Annotated in this window: 20 protein-coding genes and 1 pseudogene; 6 read left to right on the forward strand and 15 right to left on the reverse strand. The window is 71.8% G+C overall.

The window, feature by feature from the left end; all coding sequences use genetic code 11:
* Window positions 1–47: 47 nt before the first annotated feature.
* On the reverse strand, window positions 48–1001 hold the full coding sequence (locus tag AC4IHM_RS11915) for a LysR family transcriptional regulator (protein WP_490867044.1): 954 nt from the start codon (window positions 999–1001) through the stop codon (window positions 48–50).
* 63 nt (window positions 1002–1064) lie between these two features.
* Here AC4IHM_RS11915 and AC4IHM_RS11920 point away from each other — a divergent pair, with 63 nt between their 5' ends.
* Both AC4IHM_RS11920 and AC4IHM_RS11925 read left to right on the forward strand, forming a co-directional pair.
* A complete protein-coding gene (locus AC4IHM_RS11920) occupies window positions 1065–2366 on the forward strand; it encodes an MFS transporter (protein WP_490867045.1) in 1302 nt (433 codons plus the stop codon).
* Between the two features lie 104 nt (window positions 2367–2470).
* A pseudogene (locus AC4IHM_RS11925) lies at window positions 2471–3474 on the forward strand (sigma-70 family RNA polymerase sigma factor).
* On the opposite strand, the gene AC4IHM_RS11930 reads toward AC4IHM_RS11925, so the two are convergent.
* Window positions 3367–3753, reverse strand: a complete 387-nt coding sequence (locus AC4IHM_RS11930; RefSeq protein ID WP_490870815.1) for an STAS domain-containing protein — start codon at window positions 3751–3753, stop codon at window positions 3367–3369. The pseudogene AC4IHM_RS11925 and the gene AC4IHM_RS11930 overlap by 108 nt on opposite strands.
* Before the next feature lie 130 nt (window positions 3754–3883).
* Here AC4IHM_RS11930 and AC4IHM_RS11935 point away from each other — a divergent pair, with 130 nt between their 5' ends.
* Window positions 3884–4804 (forward strand): AEC family transporter, encoded by a 921-nt coding sequence (locus tag AC4IHM_RS11935; RefSeq protein ID WP_490867046.1) that lies wholly within the window; start codon window positions 3884–3886, stop codon window positions 4802–4804.
* Between the two features lies 1 nt (window position 4805).
* On the opposite strand, the gene AC4IHM_RS11940 is transcribed toward AC4IHM_RS11935, so the two are convergent.
* From AC4IHM_RS11940 to AC4IHM_RS12000, 13 genes are all read right to left on the reverse strand, one after another.
* Window positions 4806–5390 (reverse strand): Uma2 family endonuclease, encoded by a 585-nt coding sequence (locus AC4IHM_RS11940; protein WP_490867047.1) that lies wholly within the window; start codon window positions 5388–5390, stop codon window positions 4806–4808.
* 96 nt (window positions 5391–5486) lie between these two features.
* A complete protein-coding gene (locus AC4IHM_RS11945) occupies window positions 5487–6770 on the reverse strand; it encodes a thymidine phosphorylase (RefSeq protein WP_490867048.1) in 1284 nt (427 codons plus the stop codon).
* 12 nt (window positions 6771–6782) lie between these two features.
* Window positions 6783–7175, reverse strand: coding sequence for a cytidine deaminase (locus tag AC4IHM_RS11950; RefSeq protein WP_490867049.1), 393 nt, complete (start codon window positions 7173–7175; stop codon window positions 6783–6785).
* Window positions 7172–8446, reverse strand: coding sequence for an ABC transporter permease (locus AC4IHM_RS11955; protein ID WP_490867050.1), 1275 nt, complete (start codon window positions 8444–8446; stop codon window positions 7172–7174). The genes AC4IHM_RS11950 and AC4IHM_RS11955 overlap by 4 nt, the downstream gene beginning before the upstream one ends.
* Window positions 8443–9567: an ABC transporter permease gene (locus tag AC4IHM_RS11960; RefSeq protein ID WP_490867051.1), complete on the reverse strand. Its 1125-nt coding sequence runs from the start codon at window positions 9565–9567 to the stop codon at window positions 8443–8445. The genes AC4IHM_RS11955 and AC4IHM_RS11960 overlap by 4 nt, the downstream gene beginning before the upstream one ends.
* Window positions 9567–11186 (reverse strand): ABC transporter ATP-binding protein, encoded by a 1620-nt coding sequence (locus tag AC4IHM_RS11965; RefSeq protein WP_490870816.1) that lies wholly within the window; start codon window positions 11184–11186, stop codon window positions 9567–9569. Before AC4IHM_RS11965 ends, AC4IHM_RS11960 begins: the two co-directional genes overlap by 1 nt.
* A gap of 223 nt (window positions 11187–11409) precedes the next feature.
* Window positions 11410–12459 carry a BMP family lipoprotein gene (locus AC4IHM_RS11970; RefSeq protein ID WP_490867052.1) on the reverse strand — a complete coding sequence of 350 codons (1050 nt, stop codon included), beginning with the start codon at window positions 12457–12459 and terminating at the stop codon, window positions 11410–11412.
* A gap of 286 nt (window positions 12460–12745) precedes the next feature.
* The gene (locus AC4IHM_RS11975) at window positions 12746–13798 is read right to left on the reverse strand and encodes a BMP family lipoprotein (RefSeq protein ID WP_490867053.1); all 1053 of its coding nucleotides are present in this window, start codon (window positions 13796–13798) and stop codon (window positions 12746–12748) included.
* A 185-nt stretch (window positions 13799–13983) separates the two neighbouring features.
* Entirely contained in the window at window positions 13984–15222 is a 1239-nt protein-coding gene (locus tag AC4IHM_RS11980; protein ID WP_490867054.1) for a M20 family metallopeptidase, read from the reverse strand.
* A gap of 260 nt (window positions 15223–15482) precedes the next feature.
* Complete coding sequence (locus AC4IHM_RS11985) at window positions 15483–16586, reverse strand: hypothetical protein (protein WP_490867055.1); 1104 nt, start codon at window positions 16584–16586, stop codon at window positions 15483–15485.
* Window positions 16587–16625: 39 nt separating this feature from the next.
* Entirely contained in the window at window positions 16626–17564 is a 939-nt protein-coding gene (locus AC4IHM_RS11990) for an N-acetylneuraminate synthase family protein (protein ID WP_490867056.1), read from the reverse strand.
* A gap of 12 nt (window positions 17565–17576) precedes the next feature.
* Window positions 17577–18872: a cytidylyltransferase domain-containing protein gene (locus AC4IHM_RS11995; RefSeq protein WP_490867057.1), complete on the reverse strand. Its 1296-nt coding sequence runs from the start codon at window positions 18870–18872 to the stop codon at window positions 17577–17579.
* A gap of 32 nt (window positions 18873–18904) precedes the next feature.
* Window positions 18905–20278 carry a DUF6716 putative glycosyltransferase gene (locus AC4IHM_RS12000; protein ID WP_490867058.1) on the reverse strand — a complete coding sequence of 458 codons (1374 nt, stop codon included), beginning with the start codon at window positions 20276–20278 and terminating at the stop codon, window positions 18905–18907.
* A 198-nt stretch (window positions 20279–20476) separates the two neighbouring features.
* Between AC4IHM_RS12000 and AC4IHM_RS12005 the strand changes: the two genes are divergently transcribed.
* The 3 genes from AC4IHM_RS12005 to AC4IHM_RS12015 all read left to right on the forward strand — a co-directional run bounded on the left by AC4IHM_RS12005 (window position 20477) and on the right by AC4IHM_RS12015 (window position 23813).
* On the forward strand, window positions 20477–21454 hold the full coding sequence (locus AC4IHM_RS12005) for a glycosyltransferase family 2 protein (RefSeq protein ID WP_490867059.1): 978 nt from the start codon (window positions 20477–20479) through the stop codon (window positions 21452–21454).
* Window positions 21451–22788 carry a polysialyltransferase family glycosyltransferase gene (locus tag AC4IHM_RS12010; protein ID WP_490867060.1) on the forward strand — a complete coding sequence of 446 codons (1338 nt, stop codon included), beginning with the start codon at window positions 21451–21453 and terminating at the stop codon, window positions 22786–22788. Before AC4IHM_RS12005 ends, AC4IHM_RS12010 begins: the two co-directional genes overlap by 4 nt.
* Window positions 22789–22970: 182 nt before the next feature.
* Window positions 22971–23813, forward strand: coding sequence for an FkbM family methyltransferase (locus AC4IHM_RS12015; RefSeq protein WP_490867061.1), 843 nt, complete (start codon window positions 22971–22973; stop codon window positions 23811–23813).
* The last annotated feature ends 17 nt before the right edge of the window (window positions 23814–23830 follow it).

The raw sequence follows: 23830 nt of genomic DNA on the forward strand, positions 1-23830 counted from the left end.
CCGCCTTTCCCTGGTCCCGCCTTTCCCTGGTCCCGCCGGCAGGGCCCTTACGCCGGCAGCAGGCTGCCCCTTCTCGACAGCAGGAACTTCTTGAAGGCCGCCACCGGGGGCGTGTCCGTGCGGCCCGCCAGCCAGGCGACGCCGATCTCGCGGGCCGCGCGCGGGGCCGTGACCGTCAGTTCGACGACGCCGGGGCGGGGGACGGCCGGCGGCGGCAGGAGGGCGACGCCGAGGCCGGCTGCGACCAGGCCGCGGAGCGTCTCCGCCTCCTCCCCCTCGAAGGCGACCCTGGGCCGGAAGCCGGCCTCCTTGCACAGGGCGTCGGTGATGCGGCGCAGTCCGTAGCCGGGCTCCAGGGTGACGAAGGTCTCCTCGGCGGCCTCGGCGAGGCGGATGCGCCTGCGTCCGGCCAGGGCGTGGTCGACCGGCACGACCAGGCGCAGCTTCTGCTCGTCCAGGCGGCGGGCGACCAGGTCGGGGGCGTCGGGGACCGGGGAGGTGAGGCAGAGGTCGAGTTCGCCGGCGCGCAGTCGCTCCAGCATGGCCTCGCCGTAGTTCTGGACGAGGCTGAAGCGGACCCGGGGGTGGTCGGCGCGGAAGGCGTGCAGCAGGCCGGGGACGGTCTCGGCGCCCATGGTGTGCAGAAAGCCGAAGGCGACCTTGCCGGTGGCCGGGTCGGCGTCCGCGCGGACCTCGTCGGCGGCGCGCTCCACCTCGGCGAGGGCGCGTTCGACGGAGCCGAGGAAGGTGCGTCCGGCGACGGTCAGCGCGAGGGTCCGGCCGCGGCGGACGAACAGGTCGACGCCGAGATCCTCTTCGAGGCGGACCAGGGCGCGGGACAGGGTGGACTGGGGGACGTTCATCTCCTGGGCGGCCCGGGTGACGTGCTCGGTGCGGGCGACGCCGGCGAAGTGCGCGAGGCGGGGCGCGAGCAGCGCGACGATGTCTTCCTTGTCACCGGACGGTGACAGGCGGGGCCGTGAGCTTGACTGATGCACCATGGGAACGATTATGACCATTCCATGCATTGGACGGATGAGTGGCGGTCTCCGTACCTTCGCAGCATGACTCCCGCCGATACCGTGGCGTCCACCACCGTGGACGCCGCCTCGTCCGCCGCCGCCCCCGCCCCCGTCGCCGACTCCCGGCTGGCACCGGGCGGCCCCGGTTACCGCCGGATGAGTTTCGCCCTGTTCCTGGCGGGCGTCGCGACCTTCGCGCTCCTCTACTCCACCCAGGCCCTGCTGCCGCTGATCTCGGGCGACCTGGGCGTCACGGCGAGCGACGCGAGCTGGACGGTGGCCGCCGCGACCGGCGGTCTGGCGGTGTTCGTCCTGCCGATGAGCGCGCTGTCGGAGCGCTTCGGACGGCGTACGGTCATGACGGCGTCCCTCGCGGTCGCGGTGACCCTCGGGCTGCTGGTGCCCTTCGCGCCGTCGCTGCCCGCGCTGGTCGCGCTGCGCGCGGTGCAGGGCGCCGCACTCGCCGGGCTGCCGGCCTCGGCAGCGGCGTACCTCGCGGAGGAGGTGCGGCCACGGGCGCTGGTCACCGCGATCGGCCTGTTCGTCGCGGGCAACAGCGTCGGCGGGATGAGCGGCCGGGTCATCACCGGCTGGGTCGCCCAGGAGTGGGGCTGGCGGATCGCCGTCGGCGTGATCGGGGCCGTGGCGGTGGCGTGCGCGGTGGCCTTCCGGCTGCTGCTGCCGGCGCCGAAGCACTTCACGCCGGGCTCGCTGCGCCCGCGGGTCCTGGTCCGCACGGTCCGCGACCACCTCGCCAATCCGCTGCTGCGCCGCCTGTACGCGATCGGCGCGCTGTTCATGACGGTGTTCGGCGGTGTTTACACGGTGATCGGCTACCGGCTGACGGAGGCGCCGTTCTCCCTGCCGCAGGGCCTCATCGGCTCGATCTTCCTGGTCTACCTGGTCGGTACGGTCTCCGCGTCGGCGGCGGGCCGACTGGTGGCCCGCCTCGGCCGCCGCGGTGCGCTGTACCTGGGCGGCGGCACGACGGCGGCGGGGCTGCTGCTGTCCCTCGCCCCGTCCCTGCCGCTGGTCCTGCTGGGTCTGGTGCTGATCACGGCGGGCTTCTTCGCCGGGCACGCGGTGGCCTCGTCGGCGGTCGGCAAGACCGCCCAGCACGGCCGCGCCCAGGCCTCGGCGCTGTACCAGTCCGCCTACTACATCGGATCGAGCGCGGGCAGCACGGTGGGCGCGGTGGCCTTCCACTCCGGCGGCTGGGCCGGGACGGTCGGGGTCGGACTGCTGGCGGTGCTGGGGGTCGTGACGATCACGGTCGCCGGGTCGCTCGCGGCCCGCCGACAGGTCGCCCTCGCTCCGGTCAGGGCCCTGAGCACAAGCCGCTGAACTGGGCCTTTCCTCCCGCACAGGCCATTGTCAGTGCCCTGCGGTAGCTTCCGAAGTGCGAGCGCGACGACGCGCACGACGGGACGGCCAGGGGTGGGTGGACGATGACCAACGGCACCGCGGCGACGGAGCTTGACGCCGCGCTGGAGAAGCACCGAACGGAGCTGACGGGGTACTGCTACCGGATGCTCGGCTCCTCCTTCGAGGCCGAGGACGCCGTCCAGGACACCCTGATCCGTGCCTGGCGCGGCTATGACGGGTTCGAGGGCCGCTCCAGCCTCCGCTCCTGGCTCTACCGGATCGCGACCAACGTCTGCCTGGACATGCTGACCGCGGGCAACAAGCGGGCCCGGCCGATGGACCTGACGGAGGCGACGCCGCTCGCGCGGGCCGCGCTGTCCCCCGCCCGGACCACACCTGGCTGGAGCCGATGCCGGACGGGCGTGTGCTGCCCTCGACCGCCGATCCGGCCGAGGCCGCGGTCGCCAAGGAGTCGGTGCGGCTCGCCTTCATGGCCGCGCTCCAGCAGCTTCCGCCCAAGCAGCGGGCGGTGCTGATCCTGCGCGAGGTGCTGGCGTGGCGGGCGAGCGAGGTCGCGGAGCTGCTCGGCACCTCGGTCGCCTCCGTCAACAGCGCCTTGCAGCGGGCCCGCGCGACCCTCGCCGAGCGGGCGGACCGGGGCGCGGGCGCGGCGGTGTCGGATCCGCTGGACGAGGAGCAGCAAAAGCTCCTGGAGCGCTATGTCGCGGCCTTCGAGGGCTATGACATGACGGCGCTGACGGCGCTGCTGCACGAGGACGCGGTCATGACGATGCCGCCGTTCGACCTGTGGCTGGCCGGTCCGGCGGACATCACCGGGTTCATGTCGACGCTCGGCGCCGCGTGCGCGGGCTCGCGGCTGGTGCCGGTCGAGGCCAACGGGCTGCCGGCCTTCGCGCAGTACAAGCCGGACCCGGAGGCGGGCGGACACGCGCCGTGGGCGGTGCAGGTGCTGGAGATCTCAGAGGGCCGCATCACCGGGTTCCACTGCTTCCTCGACACCAAGCGGTGGTTCCCGCTGTTCGACGTGCCGCTCCGTCTCGAAGCGGAGGCCGAGGAGGGCCAGTAGGGAGTGCAGGGCGGGGTCGGGGTCGCGCAGCCGGATCCGGCCCCCGGCCCGCCGGGCGGTGAGTTCCAGGCGGGACAGCAGGTCGACGGCGGCGAGCCCCGGCGGTCCCAGCCCGCCGGCGTCGCAGACGACCACCCCGGCCCGGGTGGTCTCCAGCAGCGCGCGCACCTCGTCGCAGAGCCGGGGCGTCTCCGCGCGGGAGGCGGGCCCCGGCAGCACGAGTACGGGGGGTGTCACGGCGTCCACGTGCGGTAGACCGGGCGGTCCGGCGGAACTCATCGGCGCCGACCCGTCGAAGATCACGTTGACCCGGGTGCGGCCTGCCACGGAGGGTTGGCCGCATGCCCCGCATACCGTCGCGCGCCCGCCCCTCCGACGCCTTTCGCCTGCTTGCCGGGGAGGCGTCGCCGTGCAGGGGGTGCTGACCGGGTTCGCGGTCATCGCGGTGGTCATCGGTGTCGGCTATGTACTGGGGCTGCGCGGTCATCTGGGGCCCCAGGGGCGCGAGGTGCTGACGAAGCTCGCCTTCCACGTGGCCTCACCGGCCCTGCTGTTCACCACCCTCGCCGAGGCCGACCTGACGGTGGTCTTCTCCGGCCGGCTCCTGGTGACGGCGCTGTCCACGCTCGCGGTGGCCGGGGTCTTCGTCGCGGTGGGTGTCGTACGGCACTGGGGCGTGGGCCGCATCACGATCGGCGCGCTGTGCTCCGGTTACGTCAATTCCGGCAACCTCGGCATCCCCATCGCCGTGTATGTGCTGGGCGACGCCTCCCTGGTGGCGCCGGTGCTGCTGTTCCAGCTGGTGCTGGTGACGCCGGTGGCGCTGACGGTCCTGGATCTGTCGGGCGGGGGTGCGAAGGGGCCGCTGTGGCTGCGGCTGCTGACGCCGCTGCGCAATCCGGTGGCGCTGGGCTCGCTGGGCGGGGTGGCGGTCGCCGCGAGCGGCCTGCGCGTCCCCGCCCCGGTGATGGACCCGCTGACCCTGATCGGCAACATGTCGGTGCCGGCGGTGCTGATGGCCTTCGGCATCGGCCTGTGCGGCTCCACGATGCCGCTGCGGGGCGTGGAACGCCGTCCCGTGCTGCTCGCGGTCTCGCTGAAGGCGGTCGGACAGCCCGCGGTGGCCTGGGTGCTGGCGTCCGGGGTGTTCGGGCTCCGCGGTCCCCAGCTCCTCGACGTGGTGGTGACATCGGCCCTGCCTGCCGCGCAGAACCTGTACACCTACGCGTCGGCCTACGGAGTGGGCGAACGGCTGGCCCGGGACGCGGTCCTGGTGTCGACGGTGGTGTCCGTGCCGGTCCTGGTGGGGGTGGCGGCGGCGCTGGGGTGAGTCAGGTCTCGGGGAACTCGCCGGTGTCGATGACCAGGTCGAAGGGGGCGGGCAGGGTGAGGGAGTCGCCGAACTCGGCGGCGCTCAAGACCCGGTAGACATCACCCTTCGGTTCGCCGTGGAGCGTCGCCGTGGGCCCGCCGGGAGCCCAGCGGTCGACGAGCAGACAGAGCGGGACACCCGCGGTGGCACAGGCGGCGGGCTTGCTGATGCGGTCGTGCCGGGCGTTGGACTTGGAGGTGACCTCGACGACGAGTTCCGCGCGGGCGGCGGGGATGTGGGTGTCGGACTCCGTGTGGTCCGGCAACCGGGTCACCACCACGTCCGGGACGAGCATCCCGAGGCGGGGGGGCACCGAGAGCGCGAGGGTCTGGAAGACCTCCCGGTCCTCGGGGATCGCCGAGTACAAGCGACGGTGAAGGCGTGCGGCGATCACGTTGTGACGCAGTCCCGGAGCAGGTGACACGGTGATGATCCCCTCGATGATCTCCACCTTGCTGCCCTCGGGCCATTCCATCTCCTCCCAGAACCGGACGAGGTCGTCCCAGTTCCGGCCGGGCTCCTGGCTCACGGTGCGTGTGCCCATGGCGGTTCTCCCCTCGGTGCGTCACCGATCCCAGCACGCCGAACGGGACCGGCGCGGATACCCCGGTCCCGTTCACCCGAATGGGGAAAGTGCAGGTCAGGCGATACGTTCCAGCACCACCGGGGGTGCCGTGAAGGCGGTGCCCGCGGGGGCGATGTCGTAGCCGCCCTCCAGTGCCGCGAGGGCGTACGCGAAGCGGTCAGGGGTGTCCGTGTGGAGGGTGAGGAGGGGTTGGCCCTCGGTGACCGTGTCGCCGGGCTTGGCGTGCAGTTCGACGCCCGCGGCGGCCTGCACCGGGTCCTCCTTGCGGGCGCGGCCGGCGCCCAGGCGCCAGGCGGCGACGCCGATGTCGTAGGCGTCGAGGCGGGTCAGGACGCCCGAGGCGGCGGCCTTCACCACGTGCTGCTCCTTCGAGGTGGGCAGGGCCGCGTCCGGGTCGCCGCCCTGGGCCGCGATCATGCGGCGCCACGCGTCCATCGCGGAGCCGTCGGCGAGGGCCTTCGCCGGGTCGGCGTCGCGCAGCCCGGCCGCGTCCAGCATCTCGCGGGCCAGGGCGAGGGTCAGTTCGACCACGTCGGAGGGGCCGCCGCCGGCCAGCACCTCGACGGACTCGCGGACCTCCAGGGCGTTGCCCGCGGTGCGGCCGAGCGGGGTGGCCATGTCGGTGAGCAGCGCGACGGTCCGCACGCCGTGGTCGGTGCCGAGCCCGACCATGGTGGAGGCCAGCTCCCGGGCGTCCTCCAGGGTCTTCATGAAGGCGCCCGAGCCCACCTTGACGTCGAGCACCAGGGAGCCGGTGCCCTCGGCGATCTTCTTCGACATGATCGAGGAGGCAATGAGCGGGATCGCCTCCACCGTGCCGGTGACATCGCGCAGCGCGTACAGCTTCTTGTCCGCCGGGGCCAGGCCGTCGCCCGCCGCGCAGATCACCGCGCCCACGTCGTCCAGGACCTCCAGCATCTCCTCGTTGGACAGCAGCGCCCGCCAGCCGGGGACGGACTCCAGCTTGTCCAGGGTGCCGCCGGTGTGGCCGAGGCCCCGCCCGGAGAGCTGCGGGACGGCCGCGCCGCAGGCCGCGACCAGCGGGGCGAGCGGCAGGGTGATCTTGTCGCCGACACCGCCGGTGGAGTGCTTGTCGGCGGTCGGGCGGGACAGGGACGAGAAGTCCATCCGCTCGCCGGAGGCGATCATCGCGGCCGTCCAGCGGGCGATCTCGCCGCGGTTCATGCCATTGAGCAGGATCGCCATCGCGAGCGACGACATCTGCTCGTCGGCCACCTCGCCGCGCGTGTACGCGTCGACGACCCAGTCGATCTGCTCACCGCTGAGTTCGCCGCGGTCCCGCTTGGTGCGGATGACGGAGATGACGTCCATGGCCATGTCTGGCTTTCCTTACTTCGTGAGGTGGTCGGGACCGAAGGCCTGCGGGAGCATCTCCGACAGGGGCAGGATGCCCGCCGGGGTCTCCAGCAGCAGGTCCGGGCCGCCGAACTCGAACAGCAGTTGACGGCAGCGACCGCACGGCACCAGGACCTCGCCGTGGCCGTCGACGCAGACGAAGTGCGTCAGCCTGCCGCCGCCGGTCAGCCGCAACTGGGAGACGAGCCCGCACTCGGCGCACAGGCCGATGCCGTAGCTGGCGTTCTCCACATTGCAGCCGGTGACGGTGCGGCCGTCGTCGACCAGGGCGGCGGCGCCGACGGCGTACCCGGAGTACGGGGCGTACGCCCGGGACATGGCGTCCCGGGCCGCCGTGCGCAGTGCCGCCCAGTCGGCGCCGGTCACTTGCCCTGCCCCTTGCGGTACGGCAGTCCGTCCGCCTTCGGCATCCGCAGCCGCTGCGCGGACAGCGCGAGGACGACGAGGGTGACGACGTACGGCGTGGCGGAGACGACCTGGTTGGGAACCTCGTTGGTACCGGCGTACCAGGCGAAGACCAGGGCGCCGACGACCAGGGTGATCACGGCGTGGACGTACTTCTTGCGGACCGCGAGCCAGATCGCGCCGACGAGCAGCAGGAGCGCGCCGAGCAGCAGCAGGGCGTGCACGTTGGCGGAGCCGCCGCGCAGGTTGAGGCTGTCGGTGTAGCCGAACAGGCCGGCGCCGATGGCGAGGCCGCCCGGCATCCAGTTGCCGAAGATCATCGCCGCGAGGCCGATGTAGCCGCGGCCGCTGGTCTGGCCCTCCAGGTAGAAGGGGTTGGCCACGATGGACAGGAAGACACCGCCGAGGCCGGCCAGGGCGCCGGAGATGATCACGGCCAGGTACTTGTACTTGTAGACGTTGACGCCGAGGGACTCGGCCGCGATCGGGTTCTCGCCGCAGGAGCGCAGCCGCAGCCCGAACGCGGTGCGCCACAGGATCCACCAGGTGGCGGGGATCAGGGCGACGGCGATCAGGGTGAGCCAGGAGACGTTCGTGACCAGGCCGCCGAGCAGTCCCGCGATGTCCGAGACCAGGAACCAGCCCTTGTGGTTGAGGGTGACCAGACCGTCCGAGAGGCCCGGCACCGTGAAGTGACCCAGGGAGTCCACCGGCGGGGACTGCTTGGCCGAGCCGCCCTGGTGGCCCTCGAAGGCGAGCGGGGCGAGGTAGCGGGTGGCGCCCAGGGCGAGGATGTTGATGGCCACACCGGAGACGATGTGGTTGACGTTGAAGGTGATGGTGACGACGGCGTGCACCAGGCCGCCGAGCGCGCCGCCGACGAGGCCGAACAGGACGCCGGTCCACGGGCCCCACTGGAAGCCGGCCCAGGCACCGAACCAGGTGCCGAGGATCATCATGCCCTCAAGGCCGATGTTGACGACGCCCGCGCGCTCGGCCCACAGGCCGCCGAGACCGGCGAGGCCGATCGGCACGGCGAGCTGGAGCGCGGTGGACATCTGGCTGACGTTGGTGATGCCGTCGGCGCCGGTGATGAGGCGGACGAGGGAGGTCAGGGCCAGGGCACCGGCGATGACCAGCAGCAGGACGGGCAGCGACAGACGGCGGCCGGTCGGCGCCGCGGGTTGCAGCGAGGGCTGGTTGACATCGGTCGCTGAGACGGGGGCGGTCATCGGCCAGCCACCTCCTTGTTGGTGTTGTCGGTGGCGCCGAGGACGTTTCCGGCGGCCAGCTCCGCGCCGACCCGGCGCTGCTGGCGGCGCAGGCCCCACTCGCGGACGGCCTCGTAGGAGACGACGACCGAGAGGACGATCAGGCCCTGCATGATGACCGCGATCTCCTTGTCGTAGCCGTGGAAGTCCAGCTCGGGCGAGGCCTTGTCGAGCCAGGCCCACAGCAGGGCGGCGAAGGCGATGCCGACGGGGCTGTTGCGGCCGAGCAGGGCGATGCCGATGCCGAGGAAGCCGATGCCGGTGGGGAAGTTGAGGCTGTAGGTGTGGGTGCCGCCGAGCAGGATCGGCAGGCCCGCGAGACCGGCGAGGCCGCCGGACAGGAGCATCGCGGTGAGCACCATGCGCTTGGGGTCGACGCCGCTGGCCGCGGCGGCGGACTCGGAGGCGCCCGAGGCGCGCAGGTCGAAGCCGAAGCGGGTGCGGTTGAGGGTGATCCAGTAGCCGATGCCGAGCAGCACGGCGAGGATGACCAGGCCGTAGATCTCGCCGGACTCGCCCATGCCGATGCCGGGGACCCAGCCGGACTCGTGCATCTCGCCGGTGGTGTTGTTGTTGCCGATCTTGACACCGAAGACATTCGGCAGCCACAGATAGCCGATGACGGAGGTGGCGATGGCGTTGAGCATGATCGTCGCGACGACCTCGCTGACGCCCCGGGTGACCTTGAGGACACCGGCGATGCCGGACCAGAAGGCGCCGGTGAGGACGGCGGTCAGCAGGAGGAGCGGGACCTGGAGGAAGGCCGGCAGGCTGGCGTGGGCGCCGACGATCGCGGCCATCATGGCGGCGAGCTGGTACTGGCCGTCGACGCCGATGTTGAACAGGTTCATCCGGAAGCCGATGGCGACCGCGAGGGCCGCGATGTAGTACATCGACGCCTGGTTGATGATCAGGACCTGAATGTCGGAGAAACCGGCCTGTTCGAACATCAGGGCGAACGGTTCGACCGGGTTCTTGCCCGAGGCGATCAGGACGATGGCGCTCAGCACGAAGGCCACGGCGAGCGCGATGACCGGCCCGGCCACCGCGAGGAGCACGCGCTCCTTGTCGAACTTCTTCATCAGCGGGCCTCGTCTTCCGGAGACTCGGGGGACTCGGGAGCCTCGGGGGACTCAGCGGGCTTGGGCACCTCGGCGGACTCGGCCGGGGTCCCGGGGCCGCCGTCCTCCTCGTCCTCAAGGTGTCCGGAGGCGGCACCGGTCATCGCCGAGCCCAGCGCCTCGGGGGTGATGGTGGCCGGGTCGGCGTCGGCGACCAGCTTGCCGTCATAGATCACCCGGAGGGTGTCGGACAGGCCGATCAGCTCGTCCAGGTCGGCGGAGATCAGCAGGACCGCGAGGCCGTCGCGGCGCGCCTCGCGGATGTGGTCCCAGATGGCGGCCTGCGCGCCCACGTCCACGCCGCGGGTGGGGTGGGCGGCGATGAGGAAGCGCGGATTGTGGCTCATCTCGCGGCCGACGATCAGCTTCTGCTGATTGCCGCCGGAGAGCGAGGCGGCGGTGACGTCGATGCCGGGGGTGCGCACGTCGTACGTCTCGACGATGCGGCGGGTGTCCTCCTGGGAGCCCTTCGGGTCCAGCCAGAAGCCCTTGCTGTTGGGCTTCTCGGTGACGTGGCCGAGGATGCGGTTCTCCCAGAGGGGGGCCTCCAGGAGCAGGCCGTGGCGGTGGCGGTCCTCGGGGATGTAGCCGACGCCCTGCTCGCGGCGCTTGCGGGTGGGCAGCGCGGTGATGTCCTGGTCGAGGAAGCGGATGGTGCCGGAGTCGGCCTGCTTGAGGCCGATCAGCGTGTCGACCAGCTCGGTCTGGCCGTTGCCCTCGACACCGGCGATGCCCAGCACCTCACCGGCGTGGATGGTGAAGGACACGTCGTCGAGCAGGGCCTTGCCGCCCGGCGCCACCAGGCGCAGCGTGTCGACGGTGAGCACCGCGCGGTCGGTGACCGTCGACTCCGCCGTCTCCGGCGTGGGCAGTTCGCTGCCGACCATCAGCTCGGCGAGCTGCCGCGGGCTCGTCTCGGCGGGGACGGCGGTGCCGACCGTGGTGCCGCGGCGGATGACGGTGATCTCGTCGGCGACCGAGAGGACCTCGCCCAGCTTGTGGGAGATGAAGATGACGGACAGGCCCTCGGCCTTCAGCTCGCGCAGGTTGTCGAAGAGGGCGTCCACCTCCTGCGGCACCAGGACGGCGGTCGGCTCGTCCAGGATCAGCGTGCGGGCGCCGCGGTAGAGGACCTTGAGGATCTCCACGCGCTGGCGGGCGGCGACGCCCAGCTCCTCGACCAGGAGGTCGGGGCGCACGCCGAGGCCGTACCGCTCGGAGATCTCCTTGATCCTGCGGCGGGCCCTGCCGCCGATGCCGTACAGCTTCTCGCTGCCGAGGACCACGTTCTCCAGGACGGTGAGGTTGTCGGCGAGCATGAAGTGCTGGTGGACCATGCCGATGCCGCGGTCGATGGCGTCGGCGGGCGACGAGAAGGAGACCTTCTCGCCGTCGACCGCGATGGTGCCCTCGTCCGGCTTCTGCATGCCGTAGAGGATCTTCATCAGGGTCGACTTGCCGGCGCCGTTCTCACCGACGAGGGCGTGGACGGTGCCCCTGCGGACCGTGAGGTGGATGTCGTGGTTGGCCACGACTCCGGGGAAACGCTTCGTGATCCCGGCGAGTTCGACGGCGGTCACCGATTCGTTGACCGCCGCTCCGGCCGGAGGGCTGCTGGACGCGTTGATGGCGCACACTCCTGGGGACGGGGGCCTTCTACGCGCGTAGCGCCCCTACGGCATCTAAAGCGGCGGCGGCACATCCGACACGACGGGGTACGGGAAGGAGACCCGCAGGCGCCCTTCCCGTACCCCGCCGAGCGATGCGACCGGCGCGGTTACCCGCTGCTCAAGGTGTTGCTGATCAGCTGCTCTTGACCTTGATCTCGCCGCTGACGATCTTCTCCTTGGCCGTCTTGATGGCTTCCTGGAGTTCGGCGTTGTCCGCGAACTTCGGGTTGGAGTCCGCAAGACCGACCTCGCCGGACTTCAGATCGCCCCGAACGATACCGGTCTCGGGCTTGCCGTCCTCGACGGACTTCGCCAGGTTGTATACGGCCTTGGCGACGTCCTTCGTGGCCGAGGTCAGGATGGAGTCCTTGTACTTCGCGAGGGCTTCCTGCTTGTACTGGTCGGAGTCGACGCCGATCGCCCAGACCTGGTTGGCGGCGGCGGCCTCGATCACACCCTGGCCGGACAGACCGGCCGCCGCGTACACCACGTCGGCCTTCTTCTCGATCTGGCCCTCGGCGGCGGTCTTGCCCTTGTCGGGGCTGGCGAAGCCGCCCTCCTCCGCGGTCTGCGTGAGGTACTGCGAGAGGACCTTGACCTTCGGGTCGGTGTCCGCGACGCCCTGCCGGTAACCGGCCTCGAACTTGTGGATCAGCGGGATGTCCACGCCGCCCACGAAGCCGACGGTCCTGGTCTTGGTGGTCTTGGCGGCGGCGACACCGGCGAGGTAGGAGGCCTCCTCCTCGTTGAAGACCAGGTCCGCGACGTTCTTGGTGTCGATCGTGGCGTCGTCGACGATGCCGAAGCTGGTGTCCGGGTACTTCTCGGCGGCGCCCTTCAGCGCGGCGGCGTACGCGTAGCCGACGCCGATGACCGGGTTGTAGCCCTGCTTGGCCAGCGAGACGAGGCGCTGCTCCTTGTCGGCGTCGGTCTCGCCGTCGGTGGGCTCCACGTCGGCGGTCTCGTAGCCGAACTCCTTCTTCGCCTGCGTCAGGCCCGCGTACGCGGCGTCGTTGAAGGACTGGTCGCCCTTGCCGCCGACGTCGTAGGCGATGGCGAGGCCCTTGTCGCCCTTGGACTCCGAGGAACCGGAGGAGGTCGAGGTGCCGCCGCAGGCGGCGAGCGCGAGGGCCAGGGAGGCGGTCGCTGCGCCTGCGACCGTGATCCGGGAAATCCGGCGCATGTCTGGTGCTCCTGTCGTACGAGCGCCGGGGACGGTACGGCTACGGCGCTGGCTTTGCCGCAGATTAACGCGCGTAGACCTGCCTGAAAACCCCTTCTGTCCACCTTGTTATCCGCCCGTGAGCAAGGTGACGCGGATGGCGGTACGGGGGCTCGCCCGGCGCGAACGCGAGATGGCGGAGGGTGACGTTCCGCCGCCTCGCACACGGCACGCCGAAGCGGGCGGGCACCCGGGGCGCCCGCCCGCCTTGTTCGGTTACGTACCATACGGTGCCGCGGCGGCGGGGCTACTCCGACTTGACCTTGATGGAGCCGTCGATGATGCCCTCCTTGGCCTTGGCCACGGCGTCCGTCGCCCCCGGGACCTCGGCGTACTTCGGGTTGCTGTCGGACAGGCCCACGCCGTCGGACTTGAGGTCGAAGGTCTGGGTGCCGGTCAGCGGCTTGCCGTCCTCCACGGACTTGGCCAGCGCGAAGACCGCGCCGTTGATGTCCTTGAGTGCGGAGGTCAGGATGAAGTCCTTGTAGGCCGCGAGGGCCTCCTGCTCGTACTGGTCGGAGTCGACGCCGATCGCCCAGACCTTGGCCTTCGCGGCGGCCTCGATCACGCCCTGCCCGGACAGGCCGGCCGCCTGGTAGACAACGTCGGCCTTCTTCTCGATCTGGCCCTCGGCGGCGGCCTTGCCCTTGTCGGGGCTGGAGAAGCCGCCCTCCTCCGCGGTCTGCGTGAGGTACTGCGAGAGAACCTTGACCTTCGGGTCGGTGTCCTCGACGCCCTGCCGGTAACCGGCCTCGAACTTGTGGATCAGCGGCACGTCCACGCCGCCCACGAAGCCGACCGTCTTCGTCGTGGTGGCCTTGGCGGCGGCGACACCGGCGAGGTAGGAGGCCTCGTTCTCGGCGAAGACGAGGGACGCCACGTTCTTGCCCTCGACCACGGAGTCGACGATGCCGAAGGTGGTGTCCGGGTACTTGGCGGCGACGGCCTCCATGGCCGGGCCGTAGGCGAAGCCGACGCCGATGACCGGGTTGTAGCCCTGCTTGGCCAGGGAGGTGAGCCGCTGCTCCTTGTCGGCGTCCGTCTCGCCGTCGGTGGGCTCGATGTCGGCGGTCTTGTAGCCGAACTCCTTCTGGGCCCGCTGCAGACCGGCGTACGCGGCGTCGTTGAAGGACTGGTCGCCCTTGCCTCCGATGTCGTAGGCGAGGGCGAGGCCCTTGTCGTCCTTGCTGCTCTCGTCGCCGCTGCCGCTGTCACTGCTGGTGCCGCCGCAGGCCGTGGCGGCGAGTGCGAGCGACGCGACCCCCACCGCGACACGGGTCAGTCTCGATATTCGACGCATCTGAGGTTCCCCATTCTCCAAAGCCCCGCAGCGGGCGCTCGGTTCGGCGCACATTAACGCGCGTAGAAACTCCTGGGAACGGGGTTGCGAAGGGCCGTTATCCATTCGTGCCGATGGCTGGTTACGGCCTTGTGAACCAGCGGAGCGAAGGGGAATCAACGGGACGCCGCGGCCCCGCGGGACCCCTACTGGACGGCGTCGATGAGCGCCGCGGCGGTGAACATCTCCACGCCCACGGTGATGGCGTGCTCGTCCACGTCGAAGTCGCCCTGGTGCAGATCGCGGACCGTGCGCTCGCCGGGCGGGCGGACACCGAGGCGGGCCATGGCGCCGGGCACGTGCTCCAGGTACCAGGAGAAGTCCTCGCCGCCGAGGCTCTGCTCGGTGCTCTCCACCGAGTCCGTGCCGCGCCTGGCGACCATGGCGGCCTGGAGCAGTTCGGTGCTGGTGACCTCGTTGACGACCGGGGGCACCCCGCGGACATAGGTGATCTCGGACTTGGCCCGGTACAGGTTGGCGATCTCGTCGATGGCGCCGACCACCAGGTCGGGTGCCTGCCGCCAGGCGTCGAGGTCGAGGCAGCGCACGGTCCCGGCGAGTTCGGCGTGCTGCGGGATGACGTTGGGGGCGTGGCCGGAATCGATCCGTCCCCAGGTCAGGGCGAGCCCGCTGCGGCTGTCCACGCGCCGGGCGACCAGCGAGGGCACGTCGGTGACCACGCGGGCGGCGGCGGTGACCAGGTCGGTGGTCAGGTGCGGGCGGGCGGTGTGTCCGCCGGGGCCGTTGAGGGCGATCTCCAGCCGGTCGCAGGCGGAGGTGATGGCACCCACCCGCAGTCCGATCCGCCCCGCGTCCACCCGGGGGTCGCAGTGCACGGCCAGGATGCGGCGCACCCCGTCGAGCGCGCCGCCCTCGATCGCGTCGGCGGCGCCGCCGGGCAGCACCTCCTCGGCCGGCTGGAAGACCAGCCGCACGGGCCGGGGCAGCAGCCCCTGCTCGTGCAGCGCGGCGAGGACCAGCCCGGTGCCGAGGACGACGGTGGTGTGCACGTCGTGTCCGCAGGCGTGGGCGCGGTCCGGCACTCGCGAGTGGTACGGGCACTCGCTCTTGGTGTCCGGGATGGGCAGGGCGTCGATGTCGGCCCGCAGGGCGAGCATGCGCGGTCCGCCGGACCACTGCCCGGATTCGGTGCCGGTGCCGATGTCGCAGACGAGCCCGGTCCCGACGGGGAGCACGCGCGGCTTGAGGCCGGCCCGTTCGAGCCGTTCCTTGATCGCGGCGGTGGTGCGGAACTCCTGGTTGCCCAGCTCGGGGTGCATGTGCAGGTCGCGACGGAAGGCCACGAGTTCCGCACGCAGCGCCTCCGGCAGGCTGCCGGGCAGCACGGCCGCACCGGGAGTGTCGGCCTCGGACTCTGAGGACATCAGTTGCTTCACCCTCTGAAGGGTAGGACGCCCGGCCGGTCGTTCGACCACGATCAACAAAATTTCAGCCCGTTAGGGGAAGAAAACTCGACCGCCCTACGCATAGCCATCGACTCACTTGGGTAAACTCGCCCGCTTTCCGACCGAGTCGATCATGAGAGATTCACCGAGGGCGGCCCCTCCGCTCCTTGGCACCCGTCCTTGCGACACAGGTACCACGCGACGCCCACCCCAAGCACCCGCATCATGAGTGACCGGCATCAGGGGTGTCCGGGCGCCTCGCGCACCGGCCCCGGCCACCCGGCGCCCGCCACCGCCGAAAGCCGCTGCGCCCCGCGCGCCGAGCCCGTCACCCCGGAGAGGAACCCCCGTGCCCGCGGCGAGGCGTGCTGGGTGAGCCAGGCGGGGTCGATGTCGCAGACGGCGACGCGGACCTCGGTGCCGACGAGGGCCAGCGGGAGGGTGTGGACGACGGTGGAGGGGAAGCTGAGGACGGTGCGGCCGATCGGGCCCCGGCGGGCTATCAGCTCCAGGGGGAGGTCCGGGCGGACGATCTCCAGGCCCGTCTCGACGGCCAGCCGGTGGAGCTTTTCGACGCTCTCGCGCCGGTGGGCGAAGTAGCGGGCCGCGCCGTGCGTCTTCGCCAGGCCGCGCACGGCGTCCACATAGCGGTCGCCGTCGACGACGCCGGTCTCCACCAGCGAGGTGCCGACCATGTCGGCGCCCTTGGTGACGCGGGGCGGGCCGAAGCGGGAGCGGGTCCAGGCGAACTCGTTCGCCACGACGGCGACGCCGTCCGGGGTGTCCTCGATGGGCATGGCGGAGAAGACCGAGACCCGGCGCCGCCCGGCCGGGGTCAGCCTGCGGCGCGCGGACGCGGAGACCGGGGCGAAGAGCAGGTCGCGGGGGCCCGGACGGCTGCCCTTGCGGTGCCAGCGCACCAGGCGCTCGCCGTGGGCGAGCTGGGTGACGAACTCCATCGTGGCCGTGCCGTCGTCGACGACGACCAGGTCCTGGGCGCGGGTGATGGTCAGGAGCAGTTGCACGTAGCGGGAGAAGGGGTCGCCCATCACGATCCGGTCCGCCCGGCGCAGGGCGGTGGCCAGGCCGCCCACCGTGCGCAAAGGTGCCGAGGCGCCGCCGCGCGCCTCCTCCCAGCGGATCTCGTGGCCCTCCTTGCGGGCCAGTTCCGCCATGCGGCGCAGTTGGCCGCGGGTCATCGGGTCGACGGGCGAGAGGACCACGAGGGTGAGCGCCGCGCCGGGTGCGCACGTGTGCGCCCACTCCAGCACGTTCAGCAGTTGTACCGGGCTCTCGACGAAGGCGAGAGTGCGGGGGCCGGCATTCCCGGCGCGGGGGCTCATCGGTGTACGACCGTCCCGTGGTGAGGGCGTGGTGGGTTGTCAGACCGTGACGGGCTCGCCCGCGGCGGTGGCGATCTCCGCCTCGGCGACGACACCGGTGACGCGGCGCAGCTTCTTCATGGGGCCCAGCTCGGAGTCGTAGACCTTCTTGACGCCGTCGCCGAGGGAGGCCTCGATGGTGCGGATGTCGCGCACCAGGCGGCTCAGGCCCTGCGGCTCCACGGAGGCGGCCTGGTCGGAGCCCCACATGGCGCGGTCGAGGGTGATGTGGCGCTCGACGAAGGTGGCGCCGAGGGCGACGGCGGCCAGCGTGGTCTGCAGGCCGGTCTCGTGGCCGGAGTAGCCGATCGGGACGTTCGGGTACTCCTGCTGGAGGGTGTTGATGACGCGGAGGTTCAGCTCCTCGGCCTGCGCCGGGTAGGTCGAGGTGGCGTGGCACATGAGGATGTTGTCGCTGCCGAGCACCTCGACGGCGTGGCGGATCTGCTTCGGGGTGGACATGCCGGTGGAGAGGATGACCGTGCGGCCGGTCGCGCGCAGGGCGCGCAGCAGTTCGTCGTCCGTCAGCGAAGCGGAGGCCACCTTGTGGGCGGGCACGTCGAACTTCTCCAGGAAGGCGACGGCCTCGGTGTCCCACGGGGAGGCGAACCAGGCGATGTTCCTGCTCCTGCAGTAGTCGTCGATCTGGCGGTACTCGTCCTCGCCGAACTCCACGCGGTGGCGGTAGTCGATGTACGTCATCCGGCCCCAGGGGGTGTCCCGCTCGATGTCCCACTGGTCGCGCGGGGTGCAGATCTCGGGGGTGCGCTTTTGGAACTTGACCGCGTCGCAGCCGGCCTCGGCGGCGGCGTCGATCAGCTTGAAGGCGTTCTCGATGTCGCCGTTGTGGTTGATGCCGATCTCGCCGGTGATGTAGACGGGGCGGCCGGGGCCGGCCTCGCGGGAACCGAAGGAGCGGATGCGGGAGTTGGTGCTCATGACGGGGGTTCCTTACGTGGACTGGTTGATCGGGGGGGATTCGGGGGATTCGAGGGAGCCGGGGGACCCGGACGAGTCGAGCGACGGGCCGAGGATCCAGCTCGCGATCTCCCGGACGGCGCCGGCACCGCCGGGGACGGTGGTGACCGCGCGGGCGGCGCCGCGTACGGCGTCGTGGGCGCCGGCGACCGCCACGGGCCAGCCGACGAGGGCGAAGCACGGGAGGTCGTTGACGTCGTTGCCGACGTAGAGCACGCGCTCGGGCGCGACGCCCTGTTCCTCGCACCACTGCTCAAGGGCGAGGTCCTTGCGGTCGATGCCGTGCAGTACCGGCAGCTTGAGCTTGCGGGCACGGGCGGCGACGACCGGGTTCTGCTCCGTGGACAGGATCAGCATCCGCAGGCCGCTGCGGCGCAGGGCGGCGATGCCGAGTCCGTCGCCGCGGTGCACGGAGACGAACTCCCGTCCCTCGGAGTCGATCAGCACCCGGTCGTCGGTCTGGGTGCCGTCGAAGTCGAGGACGACCGCGTCGATGTCGTCCGCGGTCGGCAGCGCGCCGGGCCGGGCGGCGTCGAAGTGCGGGGCCAGGGCGCGGGCGCGGGCCAGGTCGTGCGGGTCGTCGATCTCCAGGACGCGGGCCGGGTCGGTGCGGACCAGTTCGGTGCGGCCGAAGAAGCGGTGCCGGTGCTTGCGGAAGCCGGGCGCGGCCATGGCGTAGGCGGCGCCGGTCTCCAGCAGGTCCTGGGGGCGGTCCTGGCGGCGGGGGCGGTACGACTTGTCGTGGTTGACGCCGTGGCCGCCGCCCTCCTCGCCGGTGCCACCGGCCCCGTCCGCGCCGTCGCGCCACACGAACCCGTGGAACGGGGCCACGGTCACCGCGGTGTCGGCGCCGTCCTCGGCGACCGCGCCGGCCACCCCGTCGATGTCCTCGCGGACGATGAAGGGGCTGGTGCACTGCACGAGCAGCACCACGTCGACGGCCGCGCCGTGCAGGGCCTCGTGGGCGTCCATCGCGTGCAGTACTGCGGCCTCGGAGGTGGCCGTGTCCCCGGCGATGGCGGCGGGCCGCAGCACCACCTCGGCGCCGGCCTGCCGGGCCGCGGCGGCGATGGCCTGGTCGTCGGTGGAGACCGCGACATCCGTCACCAGCCGGCTCGCCCGGCACTCGCGCACCGCGCGGGCCACCAGCGGGACGCCGCCGACGGGGGCGAGGTTCTTGGCGGGCACTCCCTTGGAGCCGCCGCGCGCGGGTATCACCGCGAGCACCCGGCGCACCGAAGCACCCGGTCCCGCTTGCGGGTTGGACATGGGTTGCCCTCCTTGGGCTGGGGTCGGGGGGTTCACAGCTCCCCCATCCGCCGGATCACCGGGGCCACCCGCTGGACGCCGTGCCGGTAGGCGCCGCGTGCCGCCCGGCGGACCACCTGGCGGACCGGGCCGGGCGCCCTGTCGGCGGCCGGCGCGCCGGGCAGCGGGGTGCCGTCGGGGGCGAGGTGGTGGCGGGCGAGGAGGCCGGGGAGGTAGCCGGGGGCGGTGACGGGTGTGTAGTAGGGGGCGAGCGGGGGCAGGCCGCCGGACCGGCCGAGCAGTCCGGCGATGCGCTCGCGGGCCGTGTCGAAGGCGGTCTCGTACGCGTCCGTCCCCCAGGGGGTGCGGCCGGCCGCGACGCCCTGGCGGGCGACCCACTCGGGGTCGGGCGCCGGGCGGTGGCCCTCGTCGAGCTGGTCCCAGGAGGCGAGGCAGCCGGAGCCCACGAAGTGGTGGTTGCCGAGCGTCTCGCGCACTCCGAGGTCGGTCAGCACGACGGTGGGGATGCGGCGGTGCAGGGACTCCAGGGCCGCCGTGGAGCTGACGGTGACCAGCAGGTCGGTGCGGTCGAGCACCTCGCCCATGTGCCCGTAGACCAGGCGGAAGTTGGGCGGCGGATCGGCCCGCTGCGCGAGCTTCTGGTAGGGCAGTTCCTCGATGTGGGTGGTGTGTTCGCCGGGCCTGGAGCGCAGCTTGAGCAGCACGTCGCGCTCGGGGTGCCGGCGGGCGTGCCTGATCAGCCGTTCGAGGAGGTAGGTACGGTCCCTGCGGCTGTCCGGCACGGAGGGCTGGGCGGCGAAGACGACCGTGTAGGGCCGGTCCCCGCCGTCGGCGCCGTCCGGTTCGCCGGTGTAGGCGGCTCCGCCCAGGAAGGGCAGGGCGACCTCGGTCACCGCGGTGGCGTCCGCGCCGACCCCCTCGTACACGGCCCGGAAGCGGTCCGCGTCCTGGCGGGAGTTGGCGAGGACGAGGTCGGCGCCGTGGCGCAGCAGCAGGCCGTCGGCGAGCTTCTCGTAGACGACGCCGACATAGCCGGTGACGACGACGGGCCGCTCGGCGCGGTCCTGCCAGATCCGGGCCAGCCCGTGCAGCATCGCCTGGACGCCGCCGCCGACCAGGGCGAGGACGAGGACGTCGTAGGGCTTCTCTCCCGTGTCTCCCGGCGTCCCGTCCATGGCGCGCAGGAACTCGACGCCGGTCACCTCGCGGAGCGAGTCCGCGCCGACGCCGACCTCCCGCAGCTGGCGGGGGGTGGGGGTGGCTCGGCCGCGCAGGAGGTAGCCGTCCAGACGGATGTCCGTGTTCTCGGGGGAGATGCGGGCCGCGGTGAGCGCGCCCCATTTCCACCGGGTGTCGGAGTCCGCCAGGACGGCCACTCGCAGGGTCTTCGTCGCACTTGTTGGCACGCCGTAGACGCTAGGAAGACATTTCTAGGAACTGCCCAACCAGAATCCAACAAATGGTGAACAGCACATCGCCGAATGGGGAATCGAGGCGCCGGGCGGCCGAAACAGCGTCCGCTTCACCGCTTCGCCATGTCTCGTTCACCCGGTGGCAAGACGCGGGTAAAGACCGATGCCGGGCCGTCGCCTAACGTCGCTCACGTGCCCAAGCTCTCCGTCATCGTGCCGTTCTACAACGTGCGGCAATACGCACCCGACACCCTGCGAAGTCTGCGCGCGAACGCGCGGGAGGACTTCGAGTTCATTCTCGTCGACGACTGCTCGTCGGACGGAACCGCCGACCTCCTCGCGCGGGCCGAGTCCGAGCTGCCGGGGGCGGTGCTGGTCAGACACGAGCACAACAGCGGCCTGGCCACCGCGCGCAACACCGGCATCGACCGGGCCCGCGGCGAGTACCTGACCTTCCTGGACGGCGACGACTGGCTGGCCCCCGGCCACTACGACCGGCTCGTCGCCTGCATCGAAGGGCTGGGCTGCGACTTCGTACGCACCGACCACGTCCAGTGCACGGCTCGGGCCCGGGTCGTGCACCGGGTGCCGCACGGCCGCCGCAATGTGCCGCTGCGCCCGCGCGACGCGATCCTGCCCGCCCACCGCTCCACCTCCGTCGACTACGCCTACGCGTGGGCGGGCGTCTACCACCGCCGGCTGGTCGAGCGCGGGCTGCTGCACTTCACCGACGGGCTGCGCACGGCCGAGGACCGGCCGTGGATCTGGAAGCTGCACCGGGAGGCGGAGTCGTTCGCGGTGACCGGGCTGCTCGGTGTCTTCTACCGGCGCGGGGTGGCCTCCTCGCTCACCCAGGTCGGCGACGTCCGCCAGCTCGACTTCGTCCGCGCGTTCGACGAGGTGGTCGCGGGGGCGGCCCAGGACGCCGACGCCGCGAGCCTGCTGCCGAAGGCCGTGCGCACCTACTGCGCGATCATTTCCCACCATCTCGGTTCCGTCGAAAGGTTCGAGCCTGCCGTGGCCCGCAGACTGAAGGCGATGAGCGCCGCCGCGCTGCGGCGGATGCCGCAGGACGCGCTCGACGAGGTGCTCGGGTCGATGGACGCCGGGCGGGCCGTGCGGCTGCGCCGGCTGCGCCGCCGTGCTTCGGGCGCGGAGGTGGCCGCGTGACCACGCAGGTCTTCATGGCGTCGACGCTGTACGGCACGGCCACCCTCGCCGCCGCCCTCGACAGCGGCTGCTTCGACGCGGCCGACCGGCGGATCCTGCTGGTCTCCAACAACGCGACGACCCCCGAGACGACGCCGTCGGTGGACGGGATGCCGGGGTTCGAGGCGCTGCGGACGCGGTTCGACGACGTGGTGTCGTGGAACGAGGCCATCTTCCCCTTCCACCCCGGCGGCTGGTCGCCGCGGGAGGAGGACGCGCCCATGTGGGAGCGGTATCTGCGGCTGGCCTGGGGGATCGGCGACGACGACGTGGCGCTGGCCGTGGAGTCGATCCAGGTGCACCCCGCGCTCGGCGTGGCGCAGATCTTCACCGACGCGCCGCTCACCGTCTACGCCGACGGCCTGATGAGCTACGGCCCCACCCGCAACAAGCTCGACCCGCTGGTCGGCACCCGCGTGGAGCGGCTGCTCCACCTGGACCTGGTGCCGGGTCTGAAGCCGCTGCTGCTGACCGAGTTCGGGGTCGCGCCGCAGATCGTGCCGACGCGGGCGTTCACCAAGGTGCTGGCCGAACTGGCGGACACCGGCGCGGGACTGCCGGACATGGAGCGGCCCGCGGTGCTGCTCGGGCAGTACCTGTCGGCGCTGGGCATCCTCTCCGCCGAGGAGGAGGAGGACCTGCATGTGCGGATGCTGACGGGCGCCGCCGGCCTCGGGCACACCCGCGTGGTGTTCAAGCCGCATCCCACGGCCCCGGCCCGCTTCACCAGCACCCTGGAGCGGGAGGCGGACAGGCTCGGCGTCGAACTCGCCGTGGTGGACACCCCGGTCCTCGCCGAGGTGCTGTACCGGCGGACGCGCCCGGCACTGGTCGTCGGCTGCTTCTCCACGGCCCTGATCACCGCCTCCGCGCTGTACGGCCTGCCGGTCGCCCGGGTGGGCACCGAGACGCTGCTGAACCGGCTGACGCCGTACGAGAACAGCAACCGCGTCCCGCTCACCATCGTCGACGCGCTGCTGCCGGAGCCGTCCGAACCGGCCGCCGTCGCCGAACGGGTGCCGGGGCTGGACACCGGGGCCCTCGCCGCGCTGGTGCGGGCCGTCGGATTCGCGATGCAGCCCAAGGTCCTGCCCGAGCTGCGCCCTGCGGCCGAGGAGTATCTGCGGGGCAGCCTGGACGACCGCACCCGGCGCTACTTCAGGAGGCGGCGGCTGGCCTCGCTGGGGCTGCCCGGCGGAGTCCCCGCGCAGGTGGACTTCCTGCCCCGCAGCGCGACGGTACGGCGGGTGGCGCGCACGGCGCGCAGCCTGCGGCGGCGGGTGGGCCGCCGCTGACCCTTCCCGGGCCGCCCGGACTTCCGGGGTCGTGAATACGGAGCGTCGGCAAAGGAAAATCCAGCCGACATTCCGCGAGTTTCCGCTGATTCGATGGTGAGCGGCCTCAATTTCAAGGAAAATCGAGGCCGATTCACTTCCGGACTCCTGACCGCGACACCTTGTCCGCCTACGATCGCGGAATGCGAATAGCCCAGCTCGAAGAAGCCAACGCCCGGATGCTGGCCCACGCACCGAAGGTCCGGCCGGTATCCACGAGCGACATCATCCGCACGCACCGGAAGAAATTCCCCTACCGAGGGCTGGCCGAGATCGACTCCCCGCACTGCCCGCCGTTCGTCGTGCTCTGTGTCAACGACGACGCGGTGGCTCTCGACACCCTGTGGAACGGGGCCTTCGGCTACGAACCCGGCAGCCTGGCCGCCTGGGCGCGGCTGGCCGCCGGGAGCGGGACGATCGCCGATGTCGGCGCGCACGTCGGGTACTTCTCGATGATCGCCGCGCTGGCCAACCCGAGGGCGCGGGTGCACGCGTTCGAGCCGGTGGACGAGGTGCACGCCCGTCTCGCGGTGAACCTCCGCCTGAACAGCGTCCAGAACGTCAAGCGCCACCACGCGGGCGTCTCCGGCGAGCCCGGCTGGGGCGAGATCAGCGTCCGCTTCGCGGGGAACCTGCTCTCGACGGGCTCGTCCCTGGAGCGCGCCGCGGACGACGCCCAGCTGAAGCGCATCCGGCTGCTCACCCTGGACGACATGTTCGCCCACACCAGGCTGGACCTGGTCAAGATCGACGTGGAGGGCCACGAGATGTCGGTCCTGCGCGGCGCCCGGCAGGTGCTGAAGCGCGACCGTCCCACGGTGATGCTGGAGGCCCTGGTGGGCGCGTCGCTGGATCCGCTCCTGGACGAGTTCGCGCCGTTCGGCTACGACTGCCACTGGGTCACCGAAGCCGACGGCACCCTGATCCCGTCCTCCGCACCGCGCCCGCGCGGCACCCGGAACCTGCTGTTCACGCCGCTCGACTAGGCGAGCGCGCGCGGCCC

It is taken from the genome of Streptomyces sp. SL06, assembly GCF_058244745.1.